16 protein-coding genes and 1 other RNA gene are annotated in these 18,486 nt (G+C 63.3%); 10 read left to right on the forward strand and 7 right to left on the reverse strand.

Annotated features, from left to right (window positions below; translation table 11 throughout):
- Genes PGC08_RS14375 through PGC08_RS14400 form a run of 6 tightly spaced genes read left to right on the forward strand, consistent with a single transcriptional unit; the run spans nucleotide 1 to nucleotide 5,283 of the window.
- Complete coding sequence (locus tag PGC08_RS14375) at nucleotides 1-885, forward strand: DUF58 domain-containing protein (RefSeq protein WP_069600624.1); 885 nt, start codon at nucleotides 1-3, stop codon at nucleotides 883-885.
- Nucleotides 872-1,324, forward strand: coding sequence for a hypothetical protein (locus PGC08_RS14380; protein WP_069600625.1), 453 nt, complete (start codon nucleotides 872-874; stop codon nucleotides 1,322-1,324). The genes PGC08_RS14375 and PGC08_RS14380 overlap by 14 nt, the downstream gene beginning before the upstream one ends.
- Complete coding sequence (locus PGC08_RS14385; protein ID WP_271708709.1) at nucleotides 1,315-2,289, forward strand: vWA domain-containing protein; 975 nt, start codon at nucleotides 1,315-1,317, stop codon at nucleotides 2,287-2,289. Before PGC08_RS14380 ends, PGC08_RS14385 begins: the two co-directional genes overlap by 10 nt.
- Nucleotides 2,286-3,359 carry a vWA domain-containing protein gene (locus PGC08_RS14390; protein ID WP_271708710.1) on the forward strand — a complete coding sequence of 358 codons (1,074 nt, stop codon included), beginning with the start codon at nucleotides 2,286-2,288 and terminating at the stop codon, nucleotides 3,357-3,359. The genes PGC08_RS14385 and PGC08_RS14390 overlap by 4 nt, the downstream gene beginning before the upstream one ends.
- Nucleotides 3,356-4,150, forward strand: a complete 795-nt coding sequence (locus tag PGC08_RS14395; protein ID WP_271708711.1) for a tetratricopeptide repeat protein — start codon at nucleotides 3,356-3,358, stop codon at nucleotides 4,148-4,150. Before PGC08_RS14390 ends, PGC08_RS14395 begins: the two co-directional genes overlap by 4 nt.
- 23 nt (nucleotides 4,151-4,173) lie before the next feature.
- Nucleotides 4,174-5,283, forward strand: coding sequence for a histidinol-phosphate transaminase (locus PGC08_RS14400; RefSeq protein ID WP_096168017.1), 1,110 nt, complete (start codon nucleotides 4,174-4,176; stop codon nucleotides 5,281-5,283).
- 12 nt (nucleotides 5,284-5,295) lie between these two features.
- On the opposite strand, the gene PGC08_RS14405 is transcribed toward PGC08_RS14400, so the two are convergent.
- Entirely contained in the window at nucleotides 5,296-6,777 is a 1,482-nt protein-coding gene (locus PGC08_RS14405) for a PucR family transcriptional regulator (RefSeq protein ID WP_271708712.1), read from the reverse strand.
- Nucleotides 6,778-6,912: 135 nt separating this feature from the next.
- Here PGC08_RS14405 and speB point away from each other — a divergent pair, with 135 nt between their 5' ends.
- From speB to PGC08_RS14425, 4 genes are all read left to right on the forward strand, one after another.
- On the forward strand, nucleotides 6,913-7,923 hold the full coding sequence (gene speB, locus PGC08_RS14410) for an agmatinase (protein WP_271708713.1): 1,011 nt from the start codon (nucleotides 6,913-6,915) through the stop codon (nucleotides 7,921-7,923).
- A 2-nt stretch (nucleotides 7,924-7,925) separates the two neighbouring features.
- Nucleotides 7,926-9,614, forward strand: coding sequence for a thiamine pyrophosphate-binding protein (locus PGC08_RS14415; protein ID WP_009881960.1), 1,689 nt, complete (start codon nucleotides 7,926-7,928; stop codon nucleotides 9,612-9,614).
- Nucleotides 9,615-9,663: 49 nt separating this feature from the next.
- On the forward strand, nucleotides 9,664-11,187 hold the full coding sequence (locus tag PGC08_RS14420; protein ID WP_164513973.1) for a sodium:solute symporter: 1,524 nt from the start codon (nucleotides 9,664-9,666) through the stop codon (nucleotides 11,185-11,187).
- A 236-nt stretch (nucleotides 11,188-11,423) separates the two neighbouring features.
- On the forward strand, nucleotides 11,424-13,076 hold the full coding sequence (locus PGC08_RS14425; RefSeq protein WP_271708714.1) for a thiamine pyrophosphate-binding protein: 1,653 nt from the start codon (nucleotides 11,424-11,426) through the stop codon (nucleotides 13,074-13,076).
- An 80-nt stretch (nucleotides 13,077-13,156) separates the two neighbouring features.
- Here PGC08_RS14425 and ssrA read toward each other — a convergent pair.
- The 6 genes from ssrA to prfB all read right to left on the reverse strand — a co-directional run bounded on the left by ssrA (nucleotide 13,157) and on the right by prfB (nucleotide 18,463).
- Nucleotides 13,157-13,533, reverse strand: a transfer-messenger RNA (tmRNA) gene (gene ssrA, locus PGC08_RS14430).
- 153 nt (nucleotides 13,534-13,686) lie between these two features.
- Nucleotides 13,687-14,157 (reverse strand): SsrA-binding protein SmpB, encoded by a 471-nt coding sequence (gene smpB, locus PGC08_RS14435; protein ID WP_271708715.1) that lies wholly within the window; start codon nucleotides 14,155-14,157, stop codon nucleotides 13,687-13,689.
- 188 nt (nucleotides 14,158-14,345) lie between these two features.
- Nucleotides 14,346-15,575 carry a M23 family metallopeptidase gene (locus tag PGC08_RS14440; RefSeq protein WP_009881954.1) on the reverse strand — a complete coding sequence of 410 codons (1,230 nt, stop codon included), beginning with the start codon at nucleotides 15,573-15,575 and terminating at the stop codon, nucleotides 14,346-14,348.
- Nucleotide 15,576: 1 nt separating this feature from the next.
- On the reverse strand, nucleotides 15,577-16,491 hold the full coding sequence (gene ftsX / locus PGC08_RS14445; protein ID WP_009881953.1) for a permease-like cell division protein FtsX: 915 nt from the start codon (nucleotides 16,489-16,491) through the stop codon (nucleotides 15,577-15,579).
- Entirely contained in the window at nucleotides 16,488-17,177 is a 690-nt protein-coding gene (gene ftsE / locus PGC08_RS14450; protein ID WP_009881952.1) for a cell division ATP-binding protein FtsE, read from the reverse strand. The genes ftsX and ftsE overlap by 4 nt, the downstream gene beginning before the upstream one ends.
- Before the next feature lie 167 nt (nucleotides 17,178-17,344).
- Complete coding sequence (prfB, locus tag PGC08_RS14455) at nucleotides 17,345-18,463, reverse strand: peptide chain release factor 2 (protein ID WP_069600633.1); 1,119 nt, start codon at nucleotides 18,461-18,463, stop codon at nucleotides 17,345-17,347.
- Nucleotides 18,464-18,486: the final 23 nt, after the last annotated feature.

Below are 18,486 nucleotides of genomic sequence, written 5' to 3' on the forward strand. Positions count from 1 at the left end.
ATGACTGCTCTGCTCAATCGGATCAAGGCGCGGATGACCATCCACGCACACCGTCGGACCCGTCGGCTCCTCGATGGGGACTATTCCTCTGTCTTCCACGGACACAGCCTCGACTTCGATGACCTGCGTGACTACATCCCCGGCGACGAGATCCGCGACATCGACTGGAAGGCCACGGCTCGACATTCGAACCCACTGGTCAAACGCTACGTCGCCCACCGCAGGCACATTCTGGCACTGGTCGTCGACTCCTCCCGGAACTTCGACGCCGTCACCTCGGCGGGAGTCGACAAACGACAGCTGGCGATCCTCATGGCCGGAATGACCGGTTACCTTGCCGTACGCCACGGTGATGACGTGATGCTCGTCCATGGAAACTCAGCGCGGTCCACCGCATCGCCCCGCAAGGGCAGCGAAGCCCACTTGGAGAACCTGCTGCAACAGATCCTCGCCGAAGCCGGCACCGACAGCGACGGTTCGATCAATGAGCAGCTGCAGTGGATCGCCACCCACATCAACCACCGGATGCTCGTCGTCGTCATCTCCGATCAAGCGCCCCTCGGCGCGAAGGAAGAGGCCACGATCAAACGTCTGCGCGCGCAGCACGAGATCCTGTGGATCACGATCACCGACGCAGACCTCGCCCAGCTGCCGACCGCCTCGGCGCCGTTCGACGTCTCACGACCGGACGTCGGCCTGCCATCATCCGTGATGGCCAATCCGAGTGTGCGCGCCGAATTCCACGCCGCCGAGGCGAGCCGCCGGCAGCACCGAAGCGACCTGCTCTCGAAGCTCGGGATCTCACACACCGAACTCGCCCACCCGGACCAGGCACTGGGCAATCTCCACACTCTTCTGCTGAGGCACCGCCGTGGGCCCCGCTGAACTCGTCGCGCCGCTGCAGCTCTCGGCCTGGTGGTATGTCGCCGCCTGTGCCGTTCTGCTGGCCGCCGTCCTCAATCTGTTCGCTCCGCTGCTGCGCGCGGCTGCCGGTTCAGGTGCGAAATCCCGGCCGCGCATTCCCATTCCTGTCCGCAGCACCTACATGTCGCGGATCGCCGCCGTCGAGTCGAAACTCGGTGACGGAGATGTCGGCGTCAGGGATTCCGCCCGGGACCTGGCGAAGATCGTGCGCGAGTTCGCTCGTGACGCGTGGGGCGTCAAGGCCGAGCACCTCACCTACCGAGACGCGGCTGTGGCCGGTCTCGATGACCTCGCCGAGTCCCTGTCGGGACTCTACGAGGCGGAGTTCGCTGAGGACGAAGCCCACGATCTGGGGCCCCAGATCGCCGGTGCCAGAAAGTTGGTGACGCGATGGTCCTGATGCTCTGGTGGTTGGCGATCATCCTCCTGGTGCTGGCCGCGGCAGCGGTCTTCTTCTTCCGCAGGCCCAAGGCCACCGCCTCCTCACTTGCCGTGGCACACAGTGCACGGATGACGACCCTGCCGAGTTTCCGCAAAGCCATGCGGACTCGCCTGCTCACGACGGTCGCCTTCCTCGCTGTCATCGCCCTCACCGGGTTGTCGACGCTCGCTGGGATCTCTCGGCCTGCCTGGGTCGAGACCGTCAACCCGGAGAAGAAGCTGCGTGACGTCATGCTCTGCCTCGATGTGTCCGGTTCAATGCTGGGATACGATGCCGATCTCCTCGAGGCCTATCAGGAGCTCGTCGACCGGTTCGACGGCGAACGCATCGGCATGACTGTGTTCAATTCCACCGCTGTCTCCGCGTTCCCGCTCACCGATGACTACGAGATGGTCCAGAGCTACCTTGAAGAGGCTGAGGAGGGATTCCGCACTTGGGGTTCGGAGGGCACCGACTACTCATGGTCGACCTCACCGTCGAACATCGGCGGTTCCTCTCTCATCGGCGACGGTCTCGTCTCGTGCGTGGACAACTTCGATCGTCAGGACGAGGATCGCTCACGCTCGATCGTCTTCGCCACCGACAATATGCTCGCAGGTGACCCGCTCTTCGACCTCGACGAGGCCACGGACATCGCAGTGGAGTCGGATGTCAGGGTCTACAGCCTCTCTCCCCCATCGGTGCTCACGAACCCGCAGACCAAGGAGTTGAAGTCGGTCTCCGATCGCACAGGAGGAAAGCAGTTCGACATGGGTTCGGCGTCGACGATCGACCGCATCGTCTCAGAGATCCAGAGCCAGGAGGCCGAGAACACTCCCGGCCGCTCCTACACTGTCGTCCATGACATGCCTGCTGTTCCTCTCGGGATCGCGGTCTTCGGCCTCGCCGGCGTCTTCGTTCTGGCGTGGAGGACGAAATCATGATCTTCGATCCCGTCTTCACCTGGTTCGGCTGGGGCTTCCTCGTCCTCGCTCTGCTCACCGTGTGCATCATTCCGGCTGTGCGCGGGGATGGTCCGCGTTGGAAATGGTTCGCGCGCATGGGCATTGTCGTCGTGCTCGCACTCGCTTTGGCTCGCCCCGGCATTCCGATCAAATCATCGACCGAGGAGTACGAGGCCGCAGCCGACGTCTACTTCCTCGTCGACACGACGACTTCGATGGCCGCTGAAGACTATGACGGTGACAAGACCCGCCTGGAAGGGGTGAAGAAGGACATGCTCGAGCTGGCCAAGCAGCTCCCCGGCACCAGGCTGAGCATCATCTCCTTTGCCTCAACCGCTTCGACGGTCATGCCGCTGACGACCGACCATGCTGCGTTCGCCTCCGCCGTCGACGTCCTCAGCCCCGAGATGTCGTTGAACTCGAATGGCTCGTCCATCACCGAGGCGGGTGCTGAGTTGGACAAACGCATGAAGTCCAATCAGGAGGATCGTCCTGAGAACAAGAGCCTGGTCTTCTACTTCGGCGACGGTGAGCAGACGGCTGAGACCTCTGTCGACTCATGGTCATCCTTCGCCTCGCGCATCGATGATGGCGCGGTGTTCGGATACGGAACCGCGCAGGGCGGGAAGATGAAGGAACCCCAGCCCTTCGGCTACGGATCGTCTCCCGGAGATGATCCCGGCCTCGGCGACCCCCAAGACCCTGACGGTGCTGGCGGGTCCGGTGGATCAGCCGACGAGTACATTCGCGATGGGCAGGGCAATCCCGGGATCTCGAAGATCGATGAGACGAACCTCAAACAGTTGGCGACTGACCTCGGCGTGAAATACCACCATCGTGAGGGCGGGGCCTCGATGTCGAGCGTCTACTCGGCGCCGAAGTACGATCAGACTCTGGTGAAGAAGGATGGCCGCGTCACCGTCGACGAATACTTCTGGGTCCCCCTGATCCTCGTGTTCGCGTGGATCGCAGTCGAAATGGTGTTCGGGGTCCGCGAACTGCTGCGGCTGCGTACCATCGCCCCCACACGGCGAGGAGGTCGGCCATGAACCGGATCACACGCACCTGGTCGACGATGCGCAGGCTGTCTCGCATCAACATCATCATCGGTTCCGTCCTGCTGCTCGTCTTCGGCTATGTGGCTGCGACCCTCTATTTCGGGGCGGCCTCACAGGTACGCTATTCGTCGAATGACTTCCCCGGAGCGAAGAAGGCATCGACCGCTTTCCTCACACTCAGTCCGGTCCAACGCCACATCGGCTACTACAATCGCGGCACCGCGGAGGCAGCAGTCGGCGATTTCGAACCAGCGCGAGACGACCTCGAGTCGGCTCTCGAGATTGCTCCCGTCCGGGACGAGTGCGCCGTGCGCATCAACCTGTCCTATGTCTACGAGAAGCTCGCCGACGAAGCCGCGGGGCAGGAACCAGAGAAGTCGGATGAGCTCTACGAACAGTCGCTGAAGACCTTGGAGGATGCTCCGAAGGAATGCCAGCCGAAGAAGAGCGAAGAGCAGCAGAAGAGCGACGAGGCGAAGAAGCGCGTCGAGGACAAGAAGGCCGGAGAGAAGTCGAAGCAGGAAGGGTCCGAAGGCGAGGACTCAGAGAGTTCCGAGAACGATGATCAGAAGAACGGCGACTCCGGAGATGGCTCGAAGAAGAAGGACGAGAAGGAGAGCTCTGGCGAAGGCGAGGAGAAGTCCGATGACTCCGGAGAGAAGTCCGAGGAGGAGCAGAAGCGCGAGAAGCTGCGCAAGCGAGGCGAGGACTCAGAACGTGAACAGCAACAGCAGGGACCTGGCGGTGAGGGAGGTCGTTCGGCCCCGGACAAACCCTGGTGATTCTCCTGTGCGATCATGAGTCCATGAGCACTCCGGACACCTCAGCTGACAGCACCTCGACCCCGCGGCTGCGGGCCTCGCTGGAGACATTCCCGCCGTATGTTCCTGGGAAGGCACCCAAGGAAGTCGACGGTCTCGCCCCGTTCAAGCTGTCCTCGAATGAGAACTACCTCGAGCCGCTGCCAGCTGTGGTCGCGGCCATGGTCGCGGATGCGAAGAATCCTGCCCTGTACCCCGATGACGCGGCACTGGCTCTGCGCACAGAACTGGCCGAGCGTCTCGGCGTGAGCATCGATGAGCTCATTGTGACTACAGGTGCCAGCGAGCTGCTCGTGGCTCTGACCCAGATCACCTCGGACGCCACCACCGAAGCGATCTACCCTTGGCCCTCGTTTGAGATGTATCCCCAGACCACGGGGTTGGCCGGGTCGAAACGGGTCGAGGTTCCGGTCTGTGACGACGGTCGACACGACCTCGATGCCATGGCGGCGGCGATCACCGACAAAACCAGCCTCATCATTCTCTGCTCCCCGAACAATCCGACGGGTCCTGCACTCCGCGATGAGGAGGTGCGCCGATTCCTCGACCGCGTCCCGGCAACGGTGCTGGTCGCCCTCGACGAGGCCTATTGGGAGTTCGCCACCGCCGAAGGAGTCGTCGACGGTGTCGCTCTGGTCGCCGACTACCCCAATGTCGTCCTGGTCCGGACCTTCTCGAAGGCTCACGCTCTGGCCGGTCTGCGGGTCGGCTACGCGCTCGCTCACGAATCAGTCATCCAGGGACTGTTCAAGGCCGTCATTCCCTTCGGAGTCACCGATATCAGCCAGACTGCCGCCCTGGAGTCCCTGCGCCGCAGTGATGAGGTCGACGTCAGAGCCAAGGAGATCGCGGCCGTCCGCGATGACTTCGCCGAAGCGCTGCGCAACCAAGGATGGGATGTGCCCGAGGCGCAGGGGAACTTCGTGTGGCTGCCGCTGGGCCCGCTGTCCTCAGCCTTTGAAGATGCCTGCGTCGAGCAGGCTGTCGCGGTGCGCAACCTCGGTGACGGTGTCCGCATCAGCATCGGTGAGCAGGAAGGCCTCGACCGGGTTCTCGCAGTCGCTTCGGACTTCTACGCCGAGCACTTCGGCTGAGCCGGCCGCCTCTCAGAGTTCAGCAAGCTCAAGAGCCAAGGCCACGGCTTGGACCGATTCGGCCCGGCCGAGATCGCGACCCAACAACGTCTCGATCTTGGCCATGCGTGCTCGCACCGTATGCCGGTGGATGCCGAGCTCGGCCGCGATCGCATCTCTGACTCCCGCAGTCGCGATGAACGACCGCAACGTCAGCAGCAGGTCCTGTTCGTCGCGTGAGGCGAAGAGCGTACCCAGGACTCGGTCGACGAATCTCTGCGCCGCCGCCTCATCGATCGATGACAGCAGCGACCGCACATCCGAGCTCGCGGTTTCGTGCTGCGTTCGCCACACGGTCCAGGCGTGGTGGACCTGGGCCAACGGGATCATCTTCGCAGACAGTTCGCTGAGACCGGTGACCTCCGCGACCCGGTCGACCATGCTCACCTGGTCTGGTGCGGATCCTGCAGAATCTGGGGAATCTGTGGCGTCGTGACGGCCGCGCCCGGCATCCTGCCTGCCAGCCTCGATGACGCCGAGCATCGCCCCTGCACGGACCAGGAGTGTTCCGGGTCCCAGATCCCCCATCAGCGTCTCCGGGTCCTCACCGCGCACATTGCCGAAGACCGTGAACTTCACTCGCGAGACCGGAGCCAGACCGGTCTCCTGCACCCACTCGGTCCGTGCCTGAGCTGGTGTCAAGGGAGTGGTGAAGAGCGGTGACTCCGATCGCCGAGGTGGGGCCTCCGTGATGCTCAGACTCAGCAGTGCCGCTGCGGTGGAGAGAAGGAGGGCGCGGGTGCGGGTATTTCCGGTCGCCTCGGCGGGTGCGAGGATCCAGGCCCGCACCTGCTCGTCTCCGACCGGAACAGCCTCGACGATGCCCGCCTCAGTGCGCAGAAGGCGCGGGGCCATGGAGGGCTTAAGGGCCTCGAGAATGAGCTCGTGGCGCACCTGAGTCTTCGCATCAGCGCCGGTCAGTCCCCTGCCTGTGGGTGAGACGAAGTGGACAGCCGCAGCCAGCGTGCGGGCCAGATCGTCGACCAGAGCTGCTGGCCCCTGGTGTGCCAGGTCGGTGGCGAAGCGGCGTCCCGCGCTGCTGGCCCGGGTCAGTTCCCGGGTCGTCTCCTCCTCCCGCATTCTGGTGAAGGCATCGACGACGGCCACAAAGGGAACCGGTTCGGGCACCCCGAACAGGGCCAGCTCCTGCGCCCTCGCCTGCTCGATCAGCTTCGGTGGAAGCTCCTGCCACGGCAGGGCAGAGCCGAGACCGATGCCGAGTGCGTGGACACCCGCTCTCTTGAGGCGCCCAACATAGTCACCCACGCCGTCGCCGCTGAGGTCTTGGCCGACACCGATCGTGAGCAGGACCTCTCCCCCGGCCAGCCATTCGTCGACGGCGGGCAGCTCCGAGGAGTGCACGATCGTGACATCTTCCAGCCTGGAGTGCGGCGAATCGACGACGACATCGAGCGCGAGTTCCTGCCGCGCCCAGAGCTGACCCAAAGTGACCATGCCCCCAATACTATCCGCACTGGATACTCAATTTTCCAAATTGTCCGTTGTGGATATCGGCGTGGTGTGAGCCACGTCCTAGGCTGATGGCAATCACGCACTACCGTCAGCATTCACGATTTCGAAGGAGAGCCGATGTCGACTCAACCCCTGGGACCAGCCGATTACAGCAAGACACCACGATTCGCAGGGCCACCGACCTTCGGCCTGCTCCCGCGCATCGACGAGGTCGAAGCCCAGAGGCCTGGTGAGAAGATCGACGTCAAGATCCTCGGTGTCCCCTTCGACGCCGGAGTCAGCTACCGTCCAGGTGCACGTTTCGGTCCCGCCCACATCCGCCAGTCCTCGAAGCTGCTGCGCCCCTACAACCAGGCCACGAACGTCCACGCATTCACCTGGCAGCAGGTCGCCGACTGCGGTGACCTGGGCGTCAACCCCTTCGACATCGAAGAAGCCATCACCGAAGTCGAACGCACCGCCGATGAGATGCGCGCCGACGGGGCGAAGCTGCTCACCCTGGGCGGTGACCACACACTGGCTCTGCCGAACCTGCGTTCCCTGCACAAGACGCACGGCAAGATCGCGGTCCTGCACTTCGACGCCCACCTCGACACCTGGGACACCTACTTCGGTGCTCCATACACGCACGGCACCCCGTTCCGCCGCGCCAGCGAAGAGGGCCTGCTCGACCTCGAATCCTGCATGCATGTCGGCATCCGCGGACCCCTCTACGGCCAGAAGGATCTCGAAGACGACGCCGTGCTCAGCTTCCAGATCATCCGCAGCGACGACTACCAGTTCACCTCCGTCCAGGAAGTCGTGGCCCGCATACGCAAACGACTCGGTGACGCACCCGTCTACCTCTCCGTCGACATCGACGTCCTCGACCCGGCCGCAGCTCCGGGCACCGGCACGCCTGAGGCCGGCGGCATGACGAGTCGCGAACTGCTCAACTCGATTCGCGGACTCCAGGGACTCAATGTCGTCGGAGCCGAGATCGTCGAAGTGGCACCGGCCTACGATCACGCCGAGATCACCGGACTCGCCGCCGCCCACGTCGGCTACGAGATGCTCTCCCTGTGGGCCGCCGAGGCCAATGGTCTCACCGGTCCCTCGGGACCCAGCGGCGAAGCGCTCGGAGTCTGACCATGGCAGATGACAAGAACAGCGCCGCACCCAGCGAAGAGTTCCGCAACGGCGGTCGGGCCGTCATCGCGACTCTGGCCGCACACGGCGTCGACACGATCTTCGGGATCCCCGGCACACACAATCTCGAGTTCTACCGCCACCTGAGCGAATTCGGCATCCGGGCCATCACTCCGCGCCACGAGCAGGGTGCCGGCTACGGTGCCGACGGGTATTTCCTCGTCTCCGGCAAACCCGGGGTCGTCATCACCACCTCAGGTCCGGGACTGACGAACGTCATCACGGCTGCGGCGACCGCGTACGCGGAGTCACGACCGATGCTCATCCTCTCCCCCGGTGTCCCCACCGGCATGGAGCGCGCCGATGTCGGAATGCTGCACGAGACGAAGGACTCCTCGGGCGCACTGAACCGCCTGCTGGTCTCCTCCCAGCGCACGCGCACCGCCGAAGGTGCTGCACAGGCCGTCGCCGAGGCGTTCGCCATGTTCTCCTCTTCGCGGCCCGGCCCCGTTCACATCGAGGTTCCCCTCGACGTGCTCGAGGGCGCCTGGAACGGCAGCGTGCCGACCCCGATTCCCGGACGCCGTCCCGGTCTTGATTCGCGTGTCGTCTCCCGTGCCGCCGAGGCGGTGGCCGGCGCCGCTCGCCCGCTCATCGTCGCCGGTGGTGGTGCCCGGCGGGCAAGTGCTGAGGTCAGGGCCTTCGCCGAGCGACTTGACGCACCTGTGGCCACAACAGCCAACGGCAAGGGCATCATCTCTGAGACCCACCCGCTGTCGCTGGGCTCCAATGTCCGCTTCCCCAGTGTCCAGGCCGAGTCCGCTGCCGCCGACGTCCTCATCGTCCTCGGTTCCGAACTGGCTGACTCCGATCTGTGGGGCGGACTCATCGGCGCCCAGACCTCGGTCGGGATCCGCGATGAGAATTCCGCGCAGCTCGTCATCCGCTGCGATATCGACCCCGACCAGTTGGGCAAGAACCTCGGCGGGGACATCCTCGCCTGCGCAGACGCGGGCGAGTTCCTCACCACGCTGATGGCCGAGCTGGACCACGATGGGGCCACGACCACCTCGGCGAGAGATGCCTCGTCGACTGGAAGCGGAAGCGACCGGGTCGCGGCGATCCGAGGCTCATGGAACTCGGACTTCGATTTCGAGTCCATCGGTGCCCGCGTCACCCGCCTGGTCGAACAGGGTGCAGGACCTGCTGTCGTCGTCGCCGGGGACTCGTCCCAGGTCACCTACGACGGTTCCGTGCATGCTCTCACGGCCAGCACACCCGACCAGCTGCTCTACATGCCCGGTTTCGCGACCTTGGGCTACGGAATCCCGGCAGCCATCGGGGCGAAGCTGGCCGACAGCGCTCGACCGGTTGCCTGCATCCTCGGAGACGGGGCGGCCATGTTCTCGATCCAGGAACTGATGACGGCCAGCGAGCTGGGGTTGGGGATTCCCTTCGTCATCGTCGACAACGGCGGGTACGCCGAAATCGAGGCTCAGATGGTCGACCGGACGATCGAACCGTTCGCGGTCAAGCTCGCCCGTCCCGACTTCGCGGCCCTGGGCCATTCCATGGGTGGGGCAGGTGTCACGATCGCTGAGTCCGACATCGACGAGATGTTGCCAGCGGCCGTCGCCGAGGCGCTGGAACGGACCGTTCCCACCACCATTCACATCACCGTCGGGTGCTGAAGCACCCAATTAGCCGGCTGCTCGCGCAGCCAATCAAGAAAGGGTCGACGTGGACTCTCTAGTCGTCATCATCTACCTCGCCGCCATGGTGGGATTCGGAATCTGGGGCCGGTACAAGGCGAAGAACCAGGACGATTTCCTCGTCGCCGGCCGCCGTCTGGGCGGGTGGCTGTACACGGGCACGATGTCCGCTGTCGTGCTCGGCGGAGCCTCGACGATCGGCGGCGTCGGACTCGGCTACACCTCGGGACTGTCGGGGATGTGGCTGGTGTTCAGCATCGGCCTGGGCATCATCCTGCTCTCGTTGTTCTTCGCCCCGAAGATTCAGAAACTGGAGATCTACACGGTCTCGCAGATGCTGGAGCTGCGCTACGGGAAGGGCTCCCGCCTGGTCTCGGGCACGATCATGACCGCCTACGGGCTGATGATCTCCACGACGTCGACGGTCGCCTATGCGACGATCTTCCATGCGCTCTTCGACCTCAATAAGTTCTGGTCGGTGCTCATCGGCGGCGGCATCGTCATCCTCTACTCGATGCTCGGGGGAATGTGGTCGATCACGCTGACCGACTTCGTGCAGTTCTTCATCCAGACCATCGGCATCTTCCTCATCATGCTCCCGGTCGTGCTGAGCAAGTCCGGCGGCATCGGAGAGCTGTTCTCCTCACTGCCGGCCGAGCAGACCAGCCCTGTGGGCATCGGCTGGCAGGCGATTCTGGGCTACATCCTCATCTACACTCTGGGGCTGCTCATCGGCCAGGACATCTGGCAGCGCGTGTTCACCGCACGCAGCCCGGGTGTGGCCAGGTGGGGCGGTCTGTCCGCTGGCGTCTACTGCCTCCTCTACGCCGTGGCCGGTGCGCTCATCGGCATGGCCGCAACGAAGATCGTTCCCGGTATCGAGGTCCAAGACGATGTGTTCGTCGCCGTCGTCGATGCTGCGATGTCACCCCTGCTGGGCGGATTCGTCCTCGCCGCGGCACTGGCAGCGATGATGTCGACGGCATCCGGCTCACTCATGGCCGCCGCGACCGTCTGCCGCCAGGACATCGTCGAACCCCTGCTGGCTCGCAAGGACATCGCTCCGGCGACGAAGGACGTGCCCGATTCGACACCAGAGGGCGCGACCCAGACCGACGGCGTACCGACCTACGGCTCGAGCAGCACGAAGTCGACGCTGGTGAAATCTTTGGTGCGTGAGACCGGCGATGAGATCCGCGATTCTCGCATCTACCTGATCGGCCTCGGCGTCGTCACCCTCATCCTCGCGATGATCATGCCCAGTGTCGTCGAGGCACTGACGGTCGCCTACAACCTGCTGGTGGCCGGACTCTTCATCCCCATTCTCGGCGGGCTGATCTTCAAGCGCGGCAACATCGTCGGTGTCATGGCGGGCATGATCCTGGGCTCGCTGACCACGATCGTCATCATGATCACGATGGGCATCTACTCCAACGAGGCCATCTACCTGGGCCTCATCGCCTCGCTGCTCGGCTACGTCATCGGTTCGCTGGTGACGAAGCCGACGCCTCCAGAGGTCATGGCCGCCTGGAAGGAACGCCTGAACCGCTAGTCAGCATCCGCACTGGCTGCCAGCGGGCCGGTCGTTCGAGTCTGCACCGAGAAGGTGCCGGCTTGGACGACCGGCCCGCTTTCATCTATATTCGAATGGTCAGGCCGGTGACAACGTCGATTCCGGTTGCTGCCGAACAGCCGGCGCTCGAAAAAGGAGCGCGAAGCCGCGGACAACGCGTGTGAGACATATATGGATCGTTCACTTCCATATCTCTCATTCGCGAAAGGCCCCGCATGGCTCACACTTCTGCCCACGTCGCTCACACCCTGGCCCACCACATCGATGAGGTCTTCGGACTCATGGGCAACGGCAACGCCTACTTCCTCGATGCTCTGCTGACCTCCACCTCGGCGGCCTATACTGCCGTTCGCCACGAGGCCGGCGCGGTCGTCGCCGCCGATGCGCACTTCCGCACCTCCGGGCGAATCGCTGCGGCCACCACAACCTACGGGGCCGGGTTCACGAACACACTCACCGCACTGGCCGAGGCCGCGCAGGCCAAGGTTCCGCTCGTCCTCGTCGTCGGTGATGAGCCCACGTCCGGACCTCGCCCGTGGGATGTCGACCAGATCGCCATGGCCTCGGCCGTGGGCGTGCGCACCTACACCGTGGGGCGCGTCGATGCTGCGGCCGCGACTGTCACGGCCATCGAGCACGCGCTGACGTACCGTGTGCCCGTCGTCCTGGCGATCCCCTACGATGTCGCGACCCTCGACATCGGCGAGATTCCCTCTGTCCCGGGACCTGGTCAGCCCACTCCCCTGGCGCCGTCGTCCGAATTCGTACAGACCTCACTCGCTCGCTTGGCCTCCACCCTCGCCGAGGCGGAGCGACCAGTTCTGCTGGCCGGGCGAGGCGCGTGGTTGGCGGGGGCAGAAGAGGAACTCGGCGCCCTGGCAGAGGCCACCGGGGCATTGACTGCCACGACTGCTCTGGGCCGAAACGTCTTCCCTGATGACGAGTTCGACCTGGGTGTGGCCGGAGGCTTCGGAGCCCCGGAGGCGATGGAACGAATCCATGAAGCCGATGTCGCCGTCGTCTTCGGGGCCTCGCTCAACCAGTTCACCATGCGCTTCGGCGAACTGTTCCACCCGTCGACGACTGTCTGGCAGATCGACACCGACGATCGGGCAACGAATGCCAGGGTCGGCGGTTTCATCCGCAGCGACGTGAAGCTTGCCGCGGGTGAGCTGGTTTCTCGCTTGGAAGCTGCCGGATCTCAGCCGAGCGGGTGGCGCGAAACCGTGGACACAGCTTCCGACCGGGCCTATGAGATGGGGACGGAGTTTGCTGAGGACGGTCGCCTGGACCCGCGTGCAGCCGCTGCGAGACTCGGAGAACTGATACCCGAGGACCGCGTCGTTGTCTCCGACGGCGGTCACTTCATCGCGTGGGCGAACATGTTCTGGGAACCCAGCGCACCCGACCGGTTGGCGATGGTCGGCACCGCATTCCAGTCGATCGGACTCGGCTGGCACAGCGTCGCCGGGGCTGCCCGGGCCAATCAGGATTCGACGATCGTTCTCACCACCGGCGACGGGGGCGGCGCCATGGCGTTGTCCGACCTCGACACCGCCATCCGTTCAGCCGGAGGCCGCGGCATGGCCGTAGTGTTCAATGATGCCGCCTATGGCGCCGAGGTGAACCTGTACGGTCTCAAAGGGCTGGATAAGTCGCCGATGCTCATCGACGAGATCGACTTCGCAGCCCTGGGCAGCGCTGCCGGAGGACAGGGTGTCGCGGTTCGCTCGCTGGCTGATCTCGAGGTCGTCAACGAGTGGAAGGCGACTCCGGTCGACGAACGGAAGTTCCTGGTCCTCGACCTGCGGATCTCGGGTGCGGTCATCGCGCCGTACCAGGAGGAAGTCATTCGTGTGAACTCGTAGGGGCGCGGGCGGCTCAGTCGCGATTCCGGACGCGAAGAAGCCCGGTGACTCAGAACTCTGAGTCACCGGGCTTCTTCCATGGGTGGAGATGGCGGGAATCGAACCCGCGTCCGTCGGCAGATTGTCAGGACTTCTCCGGGCGCAGTTCGTGAAGTAGTTTCTTAGGTTCTGGCCCTCACACGAACATGTGGACCAACGAACGGAGTTGAGTAAAAGTCCCTCAGATACCCTCAACAAATATCTGAAGCAGTGGCTCCCTAAGCGACGCCAGGACCTAGAGTGGAAGCAACTCTAGACTGACGGATTCGCAGCTCGGCCTAATCAGGCAGCGAGGGCGAAATCGGTGCGGTTATTAGACTTAGCACCTATTGTTTTGCAGAGGACATTAACGAGATGACTCTACATTCTCGGCCCGCTTCTCCCGTCGCAGTGTCCGACGTCGAAACCGATCATCCCCATATTCTTTTACCAAACCTGCCCAGCTCATTCACCTGCATAAACAGGCTCATGCGCTGACCAGAATAACCAGCATACTCGTAGAACACCAGTCGATCCAATTGCATTCCCACGAACGGAAATCCGGTTCGCCGGCGGTGTCGACTGGGTCAGCTCAGAGGAACTGCTTGGACTTGATGGCGCGCTCAGCCTCACGCTTGTCCTGTGCCTCACGCAGCGCCTGACGCTTGTCCCATTCGCGCTTGCCCTTGGCCAGAGCGATCTCAACCTTGACGCGCGATCCGTCGAAGTACAGTTCCAGCGGAATGAGTGTGCGTCCCGATTCCTTGACCTTCTGCGACAGCCGCAGAATCTCGTCACGGTGCAGCAACAGCTTCCGCCGGCGGCGAGCGCTGTGGTTCGTCCATGTCCCCTGTGCGTATTCGGGAATGTAGACGCCTTCGAGCCACGCTTCGTTCTGGAAGATCAATGCGAAACCGTCTGTCAGCGACGCCCTGCCCTCTCGCAGCGACTTCACTTCGGTTCCGCTCAGCACGAGACCGGCCTCCCACGTATCTTCGATGAGATAGTCGTGGCGTGCCTTGCGGTTCCTCGCAATGACTTTCTTGCCAGTTTCCTTCGGCATGTCCGGCCTCCTTCCTGTGTCTCGGTTCAGTGTGTCCGACCTCGATTGTCAGCCCCCGAGGAGTGCTCAATCGCGTAGACACGCAGACCAACTACTCTAGCTCAATGATATCGCGCACGAAAGGCCAGAATCACATTCAACCGGGAGCCACCTCGGCGAGGTCAGGTTCTGAAGGACGATGACCGTCGTCAGGAGATGTAGGGCATCGGGTCGACGTAGCCGCCGTTCTTCATGATCTCGAAGTGCAGGTGGCAGCCGGTGGAGGCACCGGTCGTGCCCGAATCCGAGATGACCTGACCCTTCTTCACCTTCTGCCCGTCACGGACCTTGAGGTCCGTGTTGTGGTTGTACGTCGAGGCGATCGAGTCGCCCTTGATCTTTCCGTGGGAGATCACCACGCGGTTGCCGTAGCCGCCGGTCCAACCGGAGATCACGACGATGCCATCGCCTGCTGCACGGATCGGTGTGCCGCAGGGAACGCCGAAGTCGGTGCCCGAGTGCAGCTTCTTGGCTCCGGTGATCGGGTGGATGCGGTACCCGAATGGTGAAGTGGTGGGATAGCCCTTGGCAGGGTTGGCCAGTTCGCCGTCGCCGTAGACGAATTTGCCCTTCTTCTCCTGATCCTTCTCCCAGTCGCGGACCTTCTTCGCCAGGCGATCCTGCTCGTCCTGTTCCTTCTGCAGCTGTTCCTCGGTCTCGGCCTTGTTATCCGAGATCGTCTTCTCAGCATCGTCCTTCGTGGTGATGATGTCGTTGAGGCTGTCGGACTTCTTCTTCGCGTCGATCTGTGCGGCTTCCTTGGCCAGCACCGCCTCGGCGGCTTCGTCCTTGAGGTCCGAGATCTCATCGGTGACACCGGAGAGGCGCTCTTCGTTGTTCTTGTTCACCGCTCGCTGCTCGGAGAGGGTGTCGATCGTGCGCTGCTGCGATCGCACGGCGGAGTCCACCCGCCCGATTCCGCCGTCGGCGCTTGTGCCCTCGGCCATCTGCAGCAGCATCGCCAGGTCGGAGGTGATGCCGGAGTTCTGGTAGGCCTGTCGCCCGATGCGCGCGGCCGAGGTCTTGTGCTTGTCGATCTCCTCTGCGCCGTCCTTGATCGAGGTCTTGAGATCCTTCTGGGCATTCTGCGCCGAGGTGAGACGGGCTGCCATGGCATCATCGGTCTCGATGGCTTCGGCCAGAGCGTCATCGGCCTTCTTCGACGCGGCTTCGGCGTCGGGCAGCTTCTCCTCGGCGGCATCGCGTTCGGCGATGACTCGGGCCAGGTCCTCGTCGAGGCCCTCGAACTCCTGCTGGAGCTCCTTGACCCGCTCATCGACCTTGCTCTTGTCATCGCGAGGGTTGGCCCCCGCCGAGGTGACGGGCATGATGACGGCCAGCACTGCTGCTGTGAGAACCAAACCGAGTCTGCGCTTCATCTCAGACCTTCGTGTACTTGTTCAGGGTGATCAGGGACGATGCCCCGGCCATGATCACACCGATGGCGATGAGGATCGGTGCCACGATGAGGACGTTGACTCCCGAGATCAGGCTGAAGCCGGTCGCCTGACCCTCCAACCAGCCGCTGACGCCGAAGTGGACGAGGAGGCCCAGCGCACCGGCGGACAGGGTCGCACCGATCGCCGAGGCGATGACGCCTTCGAGCAGGAACGGGAGTTGGATGAAGGTGTTCGAGGCACCCACCAACCGCATGATTCCCGTCTCACGTCGCCTGGAGAACGCAGAGAGTCGGATGGTCGTGGCGATGAGCAGCATGGCGCACAGCAGCATGATGCCGGCGATCGCGACCGCGACGACGGTGGCGATGTTGAGCACACCGAAGAGACGGTCGAGAAGCTGGTTCTGGTCAACGACTTCTTCGACGCCCTGAGTCGAGGAGAACGATTCCTTGATGATGTCGTATTTCTCGGCGTCTTTGAGTTTGACCCTGAACGACTCGTTCATCTCGTCTTCGGGAACGGTGCCTTCGAGGCTGGTGCCCTTGAACTGGTCTTGGAAGTGCTCGAATGCCTCGCCTTTGTCCTCGAAGTAGACCTCGTCGACATAGGGGGCAAGCTCAGAGCTTTCGAGCTGGTCTTCGATGTTCTTCTTCTGCGTATCAGTGGCTTCGCCCTCGACGCAGTTGGTGGCCTCCGAATCCGGTGGGCACAGGAAGACGGAGACCTGGACACGGTCGTACCAGTAGTCCTTCATCTGCCCGACCTGCATCTGCAGCAGGATCGCGGCGCCGACGAAGAGCAGGGACACGAATGTCACGAGCACCACGGATAGGACCATGGAGACGTTCTTGCGCAGCCCCGACCAGACCTCGGAGAGGATGAATCCGGCCCTCATGAGGCGACTCCGTAGGTGCCCTCTTCGACATCGCGAACGATTGTTCCCTCGGAGAGTTCGATGACTCGCTTGCGCATCCGGTTGACGATCTCTCCGTCGTGTGTGGCCATGAGCACTGTGGTTCCGTTGCGGTTGATCTTCTCGAGCACCGACATGATGTCGGCGCTGGTGGTCGGGTCGAGGTTGCCTGTGGGCTCGTCGGCGAGCAGGATGCCTGGCTTGTTGACGACGGCGCGGGCGATGGCCACGCGCTGCTGCTCACCACCGGAGAGTTCGTTGGGGTAGCGCTTCTCCTTGCCGGCCAGCCCCACTGTCTCGAGCACATCGGGGACCAGGGTCGACATGGCGGCCCGGGACTTGCCGATGACCTGGAGGGCGAAGGCGACGTTGGCGAAGACGGTCTTGTTCGGCAGCAGGCGGAAGTCCTGGAACACGGTTCCGATCCCCCGCCGCAGGTAGGGCACCTTCCAGCTAGGCATCTTGACGACCGATTTCCCGGCGATGTGGATCCGTCCGGCACTGGGGACCTCTTCGCGCAGGATGAGGCGGATGACCGTGGATTTACCCGAGCCCGAAGCGCCGACGAGGAACACGAATTCTCCACGCTCGGCCTCGAACGAAATGTCGTCGAGTGCTCGGCGGGAGCGTGCGTCGTAGGACTTCGAAACTGAGTCGAATTTGATCAAGAGGTTCTTCAATCATGTCGCGGATGGCTCGGCCGCTTCCACTGTACGTAACAGCTCCGTGATGTTCGGGGAGGCTTAAGGGCGTGTGTTGCGCATTGGAGGAAGTTCACAGCCGCCGAGGCGGTGCGTCAACGAGGCGGTTCGTGAACTAGTCGAGCAGCCGAAGGTCACTCAGACTCTTCGGCCATCTCCTGCTCTTTGCGCCAGCGGATTCCGGCCTCGATGAGGCCGTCGAGGTCGCCGTCGAAGACGTTCGAGGGATTGTTGACCTCGTAGCCGGTGCGCAGGTCCTTGACCATCTGGTACGGGTGGGTGACGTAGGAACGCATCTGGTCACCCCAGCTGGCCTTGATGTCACCGGCCAGTTCCTTCTTCTGCGCTGCCTCTTCCTTGCGTTTGAGGTCAAGGAGGCGGGACTGGAGCACGCGCATCGCGGCTTCGCGGTTCTGGATCTGGGACTTCTCGTTCTGCATGCTCACGACGACGCCGGTGGGCTCGTGCGTGATGCGCACAGCCGAGTCGGTCGTGTTCACGGACTGACCGCCTGGGCCCGAGGACCGGTAGACGTCGATGCGCAGATCGTTCTCATCGATCTCGACATGGTCTGTGGACTCGATGAGCGGGACAACCTCGACGGCAGCGAAGGAGGTCTGACGACGCCCCTGGTTATCGAAGGGGCTGATGCGCACGAGACGGTGCGTGCCTGCCTCAACGGACAGTGTTCCGTAAGCGTAGGGGGCGTTGACCTGGATGGTTGCGGACTTGATGCCCGCACCTTCGGCGTAGGAGGTGTCAAGCTGCTGCACGTTGTATCCGCGGTTCTCGCCCCAGCGGATGTACATGCGGATGAGCATCTGCGCCCAGTCGGTGGCGTCGTCGCCGCCGGCACCGGAGCGCACGGTCACGACAGCGGAGCGCTCATCGTATTCGTGGTTGAGCAGGGTCGAGATCTCGAGCTCGGCCAGCTGGTCGTGGAGCTTCTTGAGATCGCGTTCGGCTTCGACCTTCGAGTCCTCATCGCCTTCATCCTCGGACATCTCGATGAGCAGCTCGGCATCGTCGATGCGCTCACCGAACTTCTCGAGCTTCTCCAGGGTTCCCTGCTTGTGCGAGAGGGTGGCCGAGATCTTCTGCGCGGAGTCCGGATCGTCCCAGAAGGACGGCGCCGATGCCTGCTCCGTCATTTCGGCGACCTCGGAGCGAAGGTTGTCCAGATCGGACACGTCCAGGATCGCTTTGTAGGTCTGACGGAGGTTGGCGATTTCAGCAGAATAATCAAGGGCCATAATGAGCCCAGCCTAGTACATCG

This window comes from Brevibacterium sp. BDJS002, from assembly GCF_028201555.1.
GTDB lineage: Bacteria > Actinomycetota > Actinomycetes > Actinomycetales > Brevibacteriaceae > Brevibacterium > Brevibacterium aurantiacum.

What these genes read in the sequence shown, in the direction of transcription:
- PGC08_RS14375 (WP_069600624.1), top strand. Translation starts at nt 1, where the DNA reads ATGACTGCTCTGCTCAATCGGATCAAGGCGCGGATGACCATCCACGCA.
- PGC08_RS14385 (WP_271708709.1), top strand. Translation starts at nt 1,315, where the DNA reads ATGGTCCTGATGCTCTGGTGGTTGGCGATCATCCTCCTGGTGCTGGCC.
- smpB (WP_271708715.1), bottom strand. Translation starts at nt 14,157, where the DNA reads ATGCCGAAGGAAACTGGCAAGAAAGTCATTGCGAGGAACCGCAAGGCA.
- PGC08_RS14405 (WP_271708712.1), bottom strand. Translation starts at nt 6,777, where the DNA reads ATGGTCACTTTGGGTCAGCTCTGGGCGCGGCAGGAACTCGCGCTCGAT.
- PGC08_RS14415 (WP_009881960.1), top strand. Translation starts at nt 7,926, where the DNA reads ATGGCAGATGACAAGAACAGCGCCGCACCCAGCGAAGAGTTCCGCAAC.
- PGC08_RS14440 (WP_009881954.1), bottom strand. Translation starts at nt 15,575, where the DNA reads ATGAAGCGCAGACTCGGTTTGGTTCTCACAGCAGCAGTGCTGGCCGTC.
- PGC08_RS14390 (WP_271708710.1), top strand. Translation starts at nt 2,286, where the DNA reads ATGATCTTCGATCCCGTCTTCACCTGGTTCGGCTGGGGCTTCCTCGTC.
- PGC08_RS14425 (WP_271708714.1), top strand. Translation starts at nt 11,424, where the DNA reads ATGGCTCACACTTCTGCCCACGTCGCTCACACCCTGGCCCACCACATC.
- prfB (WP_069600633.1), bottom strand. Translation starts at nt 18,463, where the DNA reads ATGGCCCTTGATTATTCTGCTGAAATCGCCAACCTCCGTCAGACCTAC.
- PGC08_RS14395 (WP_271708711.1), top strand. Translation starts at nt 3,356, where the DNA reads ATGAACCGGATCACACGCACCTGGTCGACGATGCGCAGGCTGTCTCGC.
- PGC08_RS14400 (WP_096168017.1), top strand. Translation starts at nt 4,174, where the DNA reads ATGAGCACTCCGGACACCTCAGCTGACAGCACCTCGACCCCGCGGCTG.
- ftsX (WP_009881953.1), bottom strand. Translation starts at nt 16,491, where the DNA reads ATGAGGGCCGGATTCATCCTCTCCGAGGTCTGGTCGGGGCTGCGCAAG.
- speB (WP_271708713.1), top strand. Translation starts at nt 6,913, where the DNA reads ATGTCGACTCAACCCCTGGGACCAGCCGATTACAGCAAGACACCACGA.